The organism is Marinagarivorans algicola, assembly GCF_001292705.1.
In the GTDB taxonomy this organism is placed as follows: Bacteria; Pseudomonadota; Gammaproteobacteria; order Pseudomonadales; family Cellvibrionaceae; genus Marinagarivorans; species Marinagarivorans algicola.
Genome location: NZ_LGAK01000001.1, coordinates 248,051 through 261,418, shown reverse-complemented (window position 1 = coordinate 261,418; position 13,368 = coordinate 248,051). Strand labels below are relative to the sequence as shown.

Annotated in this window: 16 protein-coding genes; 11 read left to right on the top strand and 5 right to left on the bottom strand. The window is 47.7% G+C overall.

Going from position 1 to position 13,368, the window contains the following annotated elements:
* From AC438_RS16915 to AC438_RS01110, 3 genes are all read left to right on the top strand, one after another.
* Nucleotides 1–412: DUF6378 domain-containing protein (locus AC438_RS16915; protein WP_053979427.1), on the top strand; the 412-nt coding region annotated here is incomplete at its 5' end.
* 81 nt (nucleotides 413–493) lie between these two features.
* Nucleotides 494–682: a hypothetical protein gene (locus AC438_RS01115; protein ID WP_053979426.1), complete on the top strand. Its 189-nt coding sequence runs from the start codon at nucleotides 494–496 to the stop codon at nucleotides 680–682.
* Nucleotides 683–747: 65 nt separating this feature from the next.
* Entirely contained in the window at nucleotides 748–1,005 is a 258-nt protein-coding gene (locus tag AC438_RS01110) for a pyocin activator PrtN family protein (protein WP_053979425.1), read from the top strand.
* 3 nt (nucleotides 1,006–1,008) lie between these two features.
* On the opposite strand, the gene AC438_RS01105 is transcribed toward AC438_RS01110, so the two are convergent.
* Nucleotides 1,009–2,094 (bottom strand): tyrosine-type recombinase/integrase, encoded by a 1,086-nt coding sequence (locus AC438_RS01105; RefSeq protein ID WP_053979424.1) that lies wholly within the window; start codon nucleotides 2,092–2,094, stop codon nucleotides 1,009–1,011.
* A 100-nt stretch (nucleotides 2,095–2,194) separates the two neighbouring features.
* On the opposite strand from AC438_RS01105, the gene dusA reads away from it, so the two are divergent.
* The 4 genes from dusA (at nucleotide 2,195) to AC438_RS01085 (ending at nucleotide 5,569) form a co-directional block, all read left to right on the top strand.
* On the top strand, nucleotides 2,195–3,256 hold the full coding sequence (gene dusA / locus AC438_RS01100) for a tRNA dihydrouridine(20/20a) synthase DusA (RefSeq protein ID WP_053979423.1): 1,062 nt from the start codon (nucleotides 2,195–2,197) through the stop codon (nucleotides 3,254–3,256).
* Between the two features lie 123 nt (nucleotides 3,257–3,379).
* A complete protein-coding gene (gene tal / locus AC438_RS01095; protein ID WP_053979422.1) occupies nucleotides 3,380–4,312 on the top strand; it encodes a transaldolase in 933 nt (310 codons plus the stop codon).
* A gap of 11 nt (nucleotides 4,313–4,323) precedes the next feature.
* On the top strand, nucleotides 4,324–4,785 hold the full coding sequence (locus AC438_RS01090; protein ID WP_053979421.1) for a tellurite resistance TerB family protein: 462 nt from the start codon (nucleotides 4,324–4,326) through the stop codon (nucleotides 4,783–4,785).
* A 70-nt stretch (nucleotides 4,786–4,855) separates the two neighbouring features.
* Complete coding sequence (locus AC438_RS01085; protein WP_053979420.1) at nucleotides 4,856–5,569, top strand: 16S rRNA (uracil(1498)-N(3))-methyltransferase; 714 nt, start codon at nucleotides 4,856–4,858, stop codon at nucleotides 5,567–5,569.
* A gap of 90 nt (nucleotides 5,570–5,659) precedes the next feature.
* Here the strand turns inward: AC438_RS01085 and hda are convergent, their stop codons facing one another.
* Together hda and AC438_RS01075 are read right to left on the bottom strand one after the other, a co-directional pair.
* Nucleotides 5,660–6,361, bottom strand: a complete 702-nt coding sequence (gene hda, locus AC438_RS01080) for a DnaA regulatory inactivator Hda (protein WP_053979419.1) — start codon at nucleotides 6,359–6,361, stop codon at nucleotides 5,660–5,662.
* Nucleotides 6,362–6,407: 46 nt separating this feature from the next.
* Nucleotides 6,408–7,454, bottom strand: a complete 1,047-nt coding sequence (locus AC438_RS01075; RefSeq protein WP_053979418.1) for a DUF2066 domain-containing protein — start codon at nucleotides 7,452–7,454, stop codon at nucleotides 6,408–6,410.
* Nucleotides 7,455–7,774: 320 nt separating this feature from the next.
* Between AC438_RS01075 and purM the strand changes: the two genes are divergently transcribed.
* The 4 genes from purM (at nucleotide 7,775) to AC438_RS01055 (ending at nucleotide 11,836) form a co-directional block, all read left to right on the top strand.
* Nucleotides 7,775–8,827 carry a phosphoribosylformylglycinamidine cyclo-ligase gene (gene purM / locus AC438_RS01070; protein WP_053979450.1) on the top strand — a complete coding sequence of 351 codons (1,053 nt, stop codon included), beginning with the start codon at nucleotides 7,775–7,777 and terminating at the stop codon, nucleotides 8,825–8,827.
* Nucleotides 8,828–8,829: 2 nt separating this feature from the next.
* The gene (gene purN / locus AC438_RS01065; protein WP_053979417.1) at nucleotides 8,830–9,444 is read left to right on the top strand and encodes a phosphoribosylglycinamide formyltransferase; all 615 of its coding nucleotides are present in this window, start codon (nucleotides 8,830–8,832) and stop codon (nucleotides 9,442–9,444) included.
* 796 nt (nucleotides 9,445–10,240) lie between these two features.
* On the top strand, nucleotides 10,241–10,756 hold the full coding sequence (locus AC438_RS01060; RefSeq protein WP_053979416.1) for a phosphatase PAP2 family protein: 516 nt from the start codon (nucleotides 10,241–10,243) through the stop codon (nucleotides 10,754–10,756).
* 6 nt (nucleotides 10,757–10,762) lie between these two features.
* Nucleotides 10,763–11,836 (top strand): MJ1255/VC2487 family glycosyltransferase, encoded by a 1,074-nt coding sequence (locus tag AC438_RS01055; RefSeq protein ID WP_053979415.1) that lies wholly within the window; start codon nucleotides 10,763–10,765, stop codon nucleotides 11,834–11,836.
* Between the two features lie 48 nt (nucleotides 11,837–11,884).
* Here AC438_RS01055 and AC438_RS01050 read toward each other — a convergent pair whose 3' ends face one another.
* Complete coding sequence (locus AC438_RS01050) at nucleotides 11,885–12,700, bottom strand: pseudouridine synthase (RefSeq protein WP_082353822.1); 816 nt, start codon at nucleotides 12,698–12,700, stop codon at nucleotides 11,885–11,887.
* A 27-nt stretch (nucleotides 12,701–12,727) separates the two neighbouring features.
* On the bottom strand, nucleotides 12,728–13,294 hold the full coding sequence (smrA, locus tag AC438_RS01045; protein WP_053979414.1) for a DNA endonuclease SmrA: 567 nt from the start codon (nucleotides 13,292–13,294) through the stop codon (nucleotides 12,728–12,730).
* Nucleotides 13,295–13,368: the final 74 nt, after the last annotated feature.

Below are 13,368 nucleotides of genomic sequence, written 5' to 3'. Positions count from 1 at the left end.
GTGCGAGCTCTATAACGTCGAAGAAAACTGGTTAATTAACAACACCATAGAGCTCGGCGACGGGAACGCACCCAGCCTTCCCTCTGGGGGTCACCGCCTGATCCTTTGCGAGCAAGGCCCCCTCCCCACCAACACAATCAGCGCGGCCACCCTCTTAGAAAATGCCGCGAATCACATACAAAACCGTGCAAGCCAGCGTGACAGCGAAGACGGCGGGCGCAGCATGGCCAATACCGTCGCCAGCTTTAACGCCATGTACGGCACCAACATTAGCGAGCAACAAGGCTGGATGTTCATGGTGTTTTTAAAAGCCAGCCGCGCAAAACAGGGGCAATTTGTCAAAGACGATTTTGAAGATGGCGCTAGCTATTTTGCTTTAGCCGGCGAAGCCGCAAGCAAAGAGGCCGCCTAAAAAACGACTGTAAAAATACCATGGTATACATGAAGCGCTAAACCAGCCCACAACACACACCACAAACAACAAGGAACCCTCATGGCAGACGACATTGACACATCAAACGACAATCAACAAAAACACACAGACATCCACATAGCCAACATTCGCAAGCAAGCGCAGCTACCTAAAGGGGTGAAAGGGGATTGTGATTTATGCGGCGAGTGGAGTGGGCGCCTAATTACAGGTATTTGCGCGCCGTGTCGCGACTTGCATCAAGTCGCATAGAAGCCTCCCCGTGTAATGAAAAATTACAAAAAGTCACCGCAACTCAAGCCGCATAGGAATAGGACATGAAAACCACTTTTATGTTAATGCTAGAATTTGAAACAACCGACATACCGCTAAAAGACGTTGCCAAAAAATATTTTGGCTTAACAGAGGTTACAATGGGCGACTGGGCACGCCACCGCAAATTTCCGTTTCCTGTTTTTCGCGGCGGCAATCAAAAAAGCCAATGGCTTGTGTCTGTGACTGATTTAGCCGAATTTTTAGACGCTAAAAAACAAGAAGCCCGCGAACAATTTTTAGCGCTAAAAAATGCGGCTTAATTTTTATTGATTAAAAAGCTCATCAAGAACCCACCAGCCCGCATACTTATTATGCGGGTTATGCTCCCGTAAATGAGTGTAACGCTGCAAACTACTCCAACTGCGATGCCCGCTTACATTGCTTACGCGCGGAATATCCCAGCCCAATTCAAATAGCCAGCTGACGCACTCATGCCGCAAATCGTGAAAGCGCAAATCTTTAATTTCAAGCAACTTACACGCCTTGGTAAAACGCTCACTAACAGTTTTCGAGTTATACGGGAATATGTACTCATCCGTGCGCGGCACATTTTTTAAGACAGCCAGCGCTTGATCAGTAAAATAACAAAACGTATCAATTTTCTCGCGCGGGTGCTTCATGTCACGCACCAACACGCCCTGCCTACGCTCATCAATATCACCCCAGCGGATTGTACAAACCTCTTCCTGCCGCCGGCCACTAAACAAAGCAAATAAAAATAAGTGTCGCATTTTTACCTTACTTTTTCGGCCATTATCACTTTTCTCAAAAAGCCGATATAGCGCCTCCAACTCATCAAGCGTTGGTCGCCTATCACGTTTTTTACCAGGGCCTATCACCCTCTCCGATCTGAGCAACTGAGCCGCATCATCTAATGCTTGCAAATTAACATTGACCCCACGAGCTAACCTTGCAGATCTCAAAGCGCTGCGCATCCAAATAAAGTCTCCATTTACCGTTGAACCTGCAACTCCAGACGCTCTACGCTCACGAGCATAGCGGATAAAATCAGATGCTTCTGCCTTTGTGGCATCCAATTCAGCCAAAAAAGGTGACTTCTTTAGCTGCTTGATTGTCGCCAGTTTAGTGCGACCAAACTTAGTCATTCCATCAAAGTCTTTCTCATACCATTCAAGCACTGCTGTTATGGTGGTACCGGAATGCTTCAGGGCCTCTAACGCACCGTGCTCTGCCAGCGCGCGCTCACGTACAAACAGCCAGTGTTGCAGAAATTTTTTATCCGGCGAGCTCTTTGCCTCACTGTGTATAATGCCACCTTTATTGATACGAATTTGTGCAGTGTAAGTAATCGCACCATTTTTTTTCTTACGCTCTGTAATGAATCCCATACAACCCTTTAGCTATTTACTACATTTTTTTACCTAATTTACTACATTTTAGTAAATGGTACTTAAAAATAGCCAAAAACAACTAATTTGCACTGATTATATGACCTTAGAAAACACCCCAAAAACAGCCTCAAACCCAGTAACCACGGGGGATTACAGCCCGTGGCGCTTTTGTACCGCTCCAATGATGGAATGGAGCGATGCACATTGCCGTTATTTTTGGCGGCTGCTGAGTAAAAATGCGCGCCTGTATACCGAGATGGTGACTAGCGGCGCGTTGATTCATGGGGATCGCCGCCGTTTTTTACATTTTAATCAAGAAGAGCATCCCATTGCCTTGCAGCTGGGCGGCAGTCATATTGCCGAGCTCACAGAGTGCGCGAAAATTGCTGAAGATGCAGGCTTTGACGAGATCAATTTAAACTGCGGCTGCCCAAGTGATCGCGTACAAAACAATAAAATTGGCGCCTGCCTGATGGCCGAGCCTAAATTGGTGGCCGAATGTTTAAACACCATGCAAAATGCCGTTAATATCCCCGTTACTGTCAAGCATCGCACAGGCATTGATGATCTTGATAGTGAAGAGTATTTACACACCTTTGTGGCCGAGCTCGCCGCCGCAGGCTGCCAAGTATTTATTGTGCATGCACGCAAGGCTTGGCTTAACGGGTTAAGCCCCAAAGAAAACCGCGAAGTACCGCCGCTGCATTACAATTATGTGCACACGCTTAAAAAAGCCTTTAAAGACCGTACTTTTGTGATTAACGGCGGCATCACGACACTCGCACAAAGCCAAGAGCAGCTTAATTATGTCGATGGCGTCATGATGGGACGTGAGGCTTACCATAACCCGTTTGTTATGGCCGAGGTTGATAACCAGTTATTTAACGGTAACAGCGCGCACTCACGTGAAGACATTTTACAAGCCTTTATTGAGTACAGCTGGCGGCAATATCATAGCGGCACGCGCTTGCACCATATGAGCCGTCATGTTTTGGGTATTTTTGCTGGTCAGCACGGCGGTAAGCTTTTTAGGCGCTTTATTAGCGAAAACGCCTGTAAAAAAGACGCGACGCCAGCGGTACTGCAAAGCGCACTCGACCAGATGATTGCTCATCGCCAACAGCAACACGCCCATGCCTTGCAAGCTGGTGAAACCTAACGCTCACTTATGGCAGCCAGCTCCAGCGCCGCAGCGCAATACCCGCCACGCGCGCTGCTGCATTAACATTGCTAATAACACAACAAGTGCCCATAATATGCAGCTCATGAATAGGGGGTCCAAATGACTAACAAGCTAGAACAACTTAAAAAATACTCAAACGTTGTTGCCGATACCGGGGACATCGAAGCGATCAAACTTTACAAGCCTGTTGATGCAACAACCAACCCGTCATTACTTTACAGCGCCGCTCAACTCGAGCAGTACGCACCCTTAGTTCAAGACGCCCTTGCCCGCGGCAAAGATATTGCTGATGCTGGCGACATCTTGGCAGTCGCTATTGGCTGCGAGATACTCAAGATTGTTCCTGGCAAAATTTCGACTGAAGTCGATGCGCGCTTGTCCTTTGACACCCAAGCCTCTATTGCTAAGGCCCATCGCTTAATTGAGCTTTACGAACAAGCCGGTATCAGCAAAGATCGTGTTTTAATCAAGCTGGCCTCTACATGGGAAGGCATTAAAGCGGCTGAGGTTCTTCAAAAAGAAGGTATCAACTGTAACTTAACCTTACTCTTTAGCTTTAGCCAAGCAGCGGCATGCGCCGACGCTGGCGCTTTCTTGATCTCGCCATTTGTAGGCCGCATTCTTGATTGGTATAAAGCTAACACCGACAAACAAGAGTACGCCCCCCTAGAAGACCCTGGCGTACAATCGGTCACTAAAATCTATGACTACTATAAGTCTTGCGGCTACGATACTGTCGTTATGGGTGCTAGCTTCCGCAATATCGGCGAAATCGAAGCCTTGGCAGGCTGTGATCGCTTAACGATTGGCCCCGCACTTTTAGAGCAATTACAAAAAGACGAAGGCACATTAGTGCAAGCATTAAGTGCTGAAGGCAAGTCTGGCGGCATACGTATCAAAGAAACTGAAGCGCAATACCGCTTTAGCAATAATGAAGACGCCATGGCTACTGATAAACTTGCCGACGGTATTCGCCGCTTTGTGGTTGATATGGTGAATCTTGAAAACTTCTTAGCCTCTAAAAAAGGTTAAGCAGTTCGCTTATGCTGTCGAAACTGATCGACATATTTCAGGCTGACACTGCCAATGCGGTGCAGCCTGAAACCGCTCACACACTCAATAAGGAGCAGAAGCAACTTGCCTGTGCCGCCTTATTAATCGAAGTAGCTATTGCTGATAATGAATTTGATGCCAAAGAGCTCGCCTGCCTGCAGACCGTTTTAGCTGAGCACTTTGCCATTACGACTGCGCAAAGCACTGAACTCATTACATTTGCTCAAAATGAATGCGTCGCTGCCACCTCTATGTACCAGTTTACCCAGAAGGTAAATCTGTATTGTAGCGCGCAAGATAAATTCGACCTTATCACCGGTATGTGGCGCATTGCCTACGCCGATGGTGAGCTAGACAAGTATGAAGAGTATATTATTCGTAAAGTTGCTGACTTAATCCATGTGCATCACGGCGATTTTATTCGCGCCAAGCACCTCAGCCGTCAGCACTAATTGCGCAGATATAGCGCACAAACACAGTGCGCAGCCCTTACGCCTTATTGATCGCCACAAAAGTTGTATTATGAATTTGCTGTTACTACGCCACAATGAAATTGCCAGCAATGGCACCGTTACGCTCAACGACTACCGCGCCGAGCACATTCTCAAAGTCCTGAAAATGACGCAAGGCCAAACCTTAACCATTGGCCAAATGAATGGCTTAATAGGCACTGGAGTCATTCAAGACGTGTCCCATGCGAGCGTGACCTTAGGTGGCTTACGGCTCGACCAAAGCCCGCCACCACAGCTACCCGTCGAGCTTATCTTGGCATTGCCTCGCCCCCGGATGCTACAGCGTAGCTTGCAAACTATTGCCACTATGGGCGTTAAACGCTTGCACCTTATTCATACACAGCGCGTCGAAAAAAGCTTTTGGCAAACGCCGCTACTACAACCAGCAAGTATTAACGAGCAATTAATACTCGGCCTAGAGCAAGCCAAAGCAACCCAAATGCCAGAGGTTATTGAACATAAAAAATGGCGAGACTTCGCCCAAAACGTGTTGCCTAAGCTATCGCATCAGCACAAAATTATTGCCCACCCAGGCAACTACTCCGACGCCTATGCACTCCCCAAAACGAGTACTCATAATGTGCTAGCGGTTGGCCCAGAAGGAGGCTTCACCTCGCAAGAAGTTGAAGATTTTATTCGTGCAGGCTTTGACCCTGTGCAACTTGGCCAACGCATATTGCGCGTAGAAACCGCAGTACCTGTTTTATTGGCTAAATTATTCTAACGCAATCTTATGCTCGCTCTTGATCTAAATGCCATCGCCAGTCTAAATCATGAGGACACATATTGAGTCGAAACAATAAAAGATGGTGCGCTAGGCGTCATCATCCAAAATTTGCTTAGCTAAGCGCACACTTAACTTCTTTTGAAGCCGTAGACTCGCCCCGTCTAGCTGCTCTAGAATAGTAAACATTTTTTTCATGCGCTTAGGTGCCCGCTTAATAATAAAGCGCGCAACGTCGGCTGATATTTTAATACCTCGCACTTTGGCCCGCATTTGCAAAGCATCGATTTTTTCTTCTTGACTGAGATTATCAACGCGGTATACCACACTACCCAACAAACGCGAGTGCAGATCGGGCAACGCCAAAGGGATAGCCGCAGGGTTGGTATGAGAAGCCATGAGCAACCGATGACCATTATCGCGCAAACGATTGTACAAATGAAAAAAAGCCAACTCCCACTGTGCATTACCGGCAAGCGTTTCTATATCATCGACGCAGACCAACGAGGCCCGTTCGAGGTTGGCACAGACATCGTTAGGATCTAAATCGAGTGCATCTTTGAGCGGCAAGTAGGCAACCGGTAAGCGGCTTTGATGGGAGCACGCCTGCAAAAGATGCGTTAAACCACAGCCACCAAAGCCCCATAATAATAGACTCAAATCACCTTCACCTTGACAAAAAAGCGACAGCGCCTTAAGGGGAATTTGGTTGCTTGGTGACACCCAAAAATTACTAAAGGTGGCATCATCTTGCAAGCTAATACTCAAGCTTAGCTGCTCGGGTAAATTCACCAATGAGAGTCCTCAACAATCAATACACACTCAAAAAAGCACATGCTTAACGCAACCAACGATAGCGTGCAGGTGACTCGGGCGAGCCTAACACAGACAGCGCTAAAGCGTCGAGCTCGCCCATCGCCGGCGCCACTTTGCGGTCGAGTGCCAACGCATTATTGAGCTGCACCCAAGATCCCGCCAACGAAATATTAAACACCATTGAGTCGCGGCGCATGGCAACAAGCTTGGCTTCACTCACCAAAGGCAGTGCATTAAAGTACTTCAATGCACGCTGATACGAGGCATAATCATTCACACCCAACAAATGCACAACCTGTAAAGCGTTGTCAGCATTTGTGCTTGCACTGACCGCATAGCGCTGGGCCAAATAATCAACAGCTGGGTCGATAGCTGCTGCGGCCAGTACCGCTGCATCATGTGTTTGTGTCTCATATACATTGAGCTCATCAATATGATGCAATTGCCAATTCGCAAACCAGCGCTCACTGCTGGTTTTACTGTAGCGCGCCGCCAATACGGTATTCACATCGTAGCGGGCAGAGGCGGCCATAATGGCTTCATCATCAAGCGCCCACAACGCCTCGTTGGACAGTATCAGTTGATCGTCCAAATCCCATAGCGGCAGCAATGCAGGTAAGCCTCGCTCGGCGGCGCGTGCCAACATGGCTTTGACCAAAGGATGTTCTGGGTCGGTAATGGGGTTGCGGCCCTCCTCAGGAGTATCGGCTATCGCCCAAATAAGAACTTGCGGGCGATTTGCTGGCCACACCGTCGCACCGCTATTTTTTAGCAGTTCGCGTACACGACCAGGGTCAAAATCGGCTTTCAGAAATAGCGAAATACCCGCTTCACGCTCTTGCTCATTGGCCTGCAGGTAGCGAAATTGTAAAACATATTGATCGGCATTAGCGATTGCTTTGGCGCCTAGCTCGCTCATTGGCGCATCAAGATCACCCGACACTTTAACCAAGACATGAGCCAACGCTTGCGATAATGCTGCCCGCCGATCGCTCGCCGACTGGCTAGCAGCAGGCACTTTGGCGGCAAAATTATTGCTCGCCGCCCACGCGCTTGTAGCGCAAAACATCACACAAATCACCAACGCTCTTATTATAAGCCTGCGCACGATTGTTGCCCCCTAGCTGTAAAGCCGTATCTATTCAAATACAAAAGTCGCGATTGTATCAAACCCAGCACCCAGCAGTCACAGTATTCCTTAATGCACGGCTATTAAGCACCCTTTAAGCTCAGCCCATTAACCAAACAGGTGTCTTAGAGTACAATAAACAACCAAATCCAGCAAAAGCCTTGGGTAAATACAGTCAACAGTACGACCTTGGCCCCAATGCTGATAGAATGCTGCGCTTTGCCCGCCGCGGCCTAACTGTTGTCATAGAATCAAATACCATGAGCGAAAACAAAACCCAACTCAGTTACAAAGATGCCGGTGTCGATATTGACGCTGGCGAAGCCCTTGTTGAACGCATCAAAACTGTTGCTAAACGCACCCGTCGCCCAGAAGTATTGGCCGGTCTTGGAGGCTTTGGCGCCCTTTTTGAGCTACCTAAAGGCTACAAAGAGCCTGTATTGGTCTCTGGCACCGATGGTGTAGGTACTAAATTGCGCTTAGCCATGCAGCTCAATAAGCACGATACTATCGGTATCGACCTTGTTGCCATGTGTGTTAACGACCTTATTGTAGGTGGCGCCGAGCCTTTATACTTTTTAGATTACTTTGCCACCGGTAAACTCAACGTTGATACCGCTGCTAGTGTGGTTGAAGGTATTGGTCAAGGCTGCGAGCTTTCGGGCTGCGCTTTAACCGGTGGCGAAACCGCCGAAATGCCAGGTATGTACGAGGGCGACGACTATGACCTCGCCGGGTTTTGTGTGGGTATCGTCGAGAAATCTGACATTTTAGACGGTAGCAAAGTCAAAGCCGGTGATACTTTAATTGGCCTGGGCGCTAGTGGTCCACACTCCAACGGCTACTCACTTATTCGCAAAATTATTGAAGTCGCCAATGCCGACTTAAGCCAGCCACTGGGTGACACTACGCTTGGCGACGCGCTCATGGCACCCACTCGCATTTACGTTAAACCACTACTTAAACTCATCAAGGCGCAACCGGTTCATGCGCTAGCCCACATCACCGGCGGCGGTTTACTCGAAAACATTCCTCGCGTATTACCCGCCAATACCAAAGCGGTTATCGACGCTAACAGCTGGGAGCTTCCACCTGTTTTTCAATGGTTGCAACAAGCCGGCAACGTTGCCAGCGTTGAAATGTATCGCACCTTTAACTGCGGCATCGGTATGATTATCGCCGTACCTAACGACTCAGCCGATGCCGTCATTGCTCAGCTCGCGCAAGATGGCGAAGCCGCTTTTGTTGTGGGTCATATAGAAGCGTGCGAGCAAGAAAAACCATTCGTCGAGATGCTCAACGTACAAGGTTAAATATGCGCATTGTTGTTTTAATATCAGGGGGCGGCAGCAACCTACAGGCCATTATTGATGGCTGTAATCAAGGTAATATTGCCGGTCACATTGTGGGTGTCATTAGTAATCGCCCGCAGGTTAAGGGCCTTGAGCGCGCCACGCAAAGCGGTATTGCTGCTTACACCCTTGACCACAAAGCCTTTGATAGCCGCGAGGCGTTTGATGATGCGCTAGCTGCTCAAATTGATACCCTCAAGCCAGACTTATTAATATTAGCCGGTTTTATGCGTATACTAACGCCGGCCTTTACTCAGCGCTACGTGGGGAAAATGCTCAATATCCACCCATCATTGCTCCCTAAATACCCCGGTTTACATACTCATAAAAGAGCACTGGAAGCAGGTGATAGCGAGCACGGCGTGACGGTTCACTTTGTGACCGCCGAACTCGATGGCGGCCCTGCGGTGATTCAAGCAAAAATACCCGTACACGCCGACGATACCGAGGCCACCTTGGCAGCGCGCGTACTCGAGCAAGAGCATATTATTTACCCTCAAGCAGCTCAATGGTTTTGCCAGGGTCGCTTGACACTGCAAAACAATACTGCATTACTTGATGGACAACCGCTCAACTAGCCGCCGACATCCCTAGCCTTTTATCAAACACTTTAGATTTTGCTTACCCAGCATCACATAAAGTGTTTGATGATTAATACACATTAGCCGACAGATGAGCATGACTATGGTGACCCAAATGGTAGCCCGCCTGCACATATTGATATAGATAGCGTATTTATAGCCATAAAACAGTTTGTAGGATATGTCGCACACGCACTGGTGGTTAAGACGACTTTAACCGCCGCCAAATACACGGATAATAGCACCCACACGGACGCAACGGCACGAAGCCATAGACGAGACCTAGGAAGGCATCTCAGAGATCGCTCAGGCAGAGCAACCGCATAGGAGCGGATGGAAAAAGGACACAGCGACACGGAGTGGTGGCTATACAGGAGTATCAGGGATACGGAGGCCGAGCATGATGCTTGGTGAGAGTAAGGGTTAGGGAGATGTACAGCCAGAATGGAGCCATTGAGGCGCACGGAAGATCAGTATCATGGAATGATCAACACGGATGACATGGCAAGAAGCCAGCATAATATAAGGAAGCTCGCCCCCATAGGAAGGGAAGATTACAAAAAGCCGATACTCACTCAACGGGTATCGGCTTTTTTGTGCTTACTATTTTATCCCTCTATTTGGTATCGACTCATGTTCTGACCTAATAATACCGACCTCAGGCGCACTTACACCAACAACCCTTGCGCTATTGGCCCCACCTAATAGACATGAAACAGACATAAAACAGACATCTCTTTGCAATATTTCACGCCTACTCTATTAGTAACCCTTAACACGAGGTGAGGCCTTTATGAAAATACTGCAAAATATTCATAATCTTGATGTGCAAACGTTCAGCTGGTGCCTAAAACGCAAACATCGCAATATTGCTGTGCGCTTCAGCCGCGTTGTTTCATACACCGCCAACGGCCCTTTTTATGTATTGGCAGGCTTAGCGTTTATTTTGGCCGAGCACTGGCCCTTGGTAAAACTTTTAGCTATTGGTTTTTTATTAGAGCGGACGGTGTATTTTATTTTTAAAAATGCCTTTAAGCGCAACCGGCCACCAGAGGCTATCCCTGGGTATATCAGTGTCATTCAAGCTTCTGATCAATTCAGCTTTCCCTCGGGACACACCTCAGCGGCCTTTTTAGTCGCAGTAGCGGTGAGCTGGGCATTTCCTTTCATGGCTTGGATCTTACTACCTTGGGCTATAGCTGTGGGTATGGCACGCGTCATTCTCGGCGTACACTTCCCAACAGACACTCTAGCCGGCGCCACACTGGGCAGCTCTTTATGTTTAATACTTATCAGCCAATTGGTATAACACTTAATGAAAATTCTTTATGGCGTACAGGCAACCGGTAATGGCCATATTACCCGAGCGCGGGCATTAGCCAAACAGTTTGCTCGCCAAGGCATCGAAGTCGACTATTTATTTTCTGGCCGCGCCGCCGATAAATTTTTTGATATGGAGCCTTTTGGGCAATGGCAATGCAAGCGCGGACTCACCTTTATTCATGAGGCCGGCCAATTAAATATCCCTAAAACACTGCGACAAAACAGCTTAAAAACATTGTATAACGATATTAGAGCGCTCGATCTGTCGCCATATGATTTAGTGCTCACCGACTTCGAGCCTATTACGGCTTGGGCAGCGCGCAAAAAACAAAAAACGTGCATTGGGGTCGGCCACCAATATGCGTTTTACAAAAATGTACCGAGGCGAGGTGATAATGTAATTTCACGCGCAATTATGCGTCACTTTGCCCCCGCCGATATTCACTTAGGTCTACATTGGCACCACTTTGGCCAACCAATACTCCCCCCCATTGCCGAGGTACATGAAAATAATCACCCTATCGATAACAATAAAATTTTAGTGTATCTAGGGTTTGAAGCGCACGATGATATTGTGCAAATGATAGAACCGTTTAAAAGCCATTTGTTTGTTATTTACGGGCCCTACCCGCGCTACCAAAGCCATGAGAACATTCAATTTAAACCGTTATCGCGTGAAGGCTTTCAACAAGATTTAGCCACTTGCAACGGCGTTATTTGTAATGCTGGTTTTGAGCTTGCCAGTGAAGCAATTCAACTAGGCAAAAAGCTGCTAGTGAAACCGCTGCATGGACAAATGGAACAACTCTCTAACGCAAAAGCTTTAGAGCTTTTGAATATCGGTATGACGATGAATAGCCTTAATAGTCGCACCGTGAAAGGCTGGCTTGATAATTTTGAAGCCAAGCAGGTCCATTACCCTAATGTAGCCGAGGCGATTGTTGAGTGGCTACAACACTCTAATTTGCAAGACACTCATATTTTAGCCGAGCAGTTATGGGCGCAAGTTACGTCACCTCATATGGCCGTCTTCAATCAATCTATCGATAAGTATCAAGTCGCTTAATCACTGAGCTAAGTACAAAGTATATGCCCGAATTACACGCCTGAGGGGTTAGTCGCGCGGTACAGTCAGTGCGCTATCCCAACAAAAGCGCCTTAACAATGCAGCAAAACTACCGCTGGGTTGAGCCACAATATCCAAATTCGCACCGCTCATTGGGTGGCAAAAGCTCAAGCGATAGGCATGTAACAACAGTCGTGGCACCAATAGCTGTTGCGCAAAATAGTGATTATATGTCGATTTACCATATTTAGGACAGCCAATTATTGGGTGGCTTAAGTGCTTAAAGTGCCGGCGTATTTGATGCTTGCGCCCTGTGCGCAGTTGTGCGCTTACCAGTGAGAATCGACTTTGGGGGTAACGATCAATCTGTGCAGCGACTTCAATTTTAGCTAACCGCTTAAACTCTGTAACAGCCTCTTGCGGTGGTTTTTGAGTGGCCGATTGAGAAGCTAACTTATCGCGCTTTCTTTTAAAATCACTAACCGGTTTTAAAGCATGATTAATAACCCCCTGTTCAGGGCAATAACCACGACATACCAATAGATACTCTTTGACCGCTGTATTGGATTCCATTTGCTTTTTAAGTGCTGCAACGGCCTCAGGGGTTTTACCAAAAATAATAACGCCCGAGGTTGGCTTATCCAAACGGTGAATAGGATAAAGGTAGCACCCTATTTGATCGCGCAGCTGCTGCAATAAAAACTGCGTTTCGTGTTTATCGATATCACTCTTGTGCACCAATAATCCAGCCGGCTTATCAACCGCCACATACTTGCTATCTTCAAATAAAATGGTGAGCGGTATCGACGCTGCTGCCTTAGCCGTTAAAGGTATTAGGGGTGGCGCGGTAAGAATACGTGTCATTTAAAAACTATCGTCAAGAGGTGCGTGTTAACGTTTGAGGTACTGCTCACGTGTTTTATTTTTTTTGGCAGCACTTTTTTTAAGTAGTACATAGGTCGCGCCGTAACTGCCGTGATGTTTTTGTGCTGTATGGAAGGCTAAAACATGATCCATTTGCGGCAACCAATAGGCCACGCAGCTTTTTAACAATGCTGGTTGCTTACGCCCTTCGCCCTTACCGTGAGTAATGAGTGCCGTACGCACATCATTGGCAACGCAGTCTTTAATAAACTGATAAACAATCACACGGGCACGCTCTACTGTCATTTTATGCAGGTCTAACCGAGCATCTATAGCATATTTGCCCATGCGCATACTTTTGTACACACCGTGCTGTACTCCCGGTCGTACAAACGCTAACAAGGCCATAGGTTCAACCATTTCTATGGGATCGCCCGATAAAGGATCGTCAGGTATGGTCGCTTCAAGCTGCGCGGCCTCTCGCCGCTGGGCTAACGCTTTGGGGTCTACCGATGATTTATTTAATTCGACGCGCTCAGCTACCACCAAAGGGGTTACGTCCCCTCCTAATAACGCTAAAAAATCATCTGTCATCTCTTTGTCTCACGTACATTTTACATCAGGGCGCCGACGGTATGCAGCCGCGCCCACTTATCTTTTCACTAACG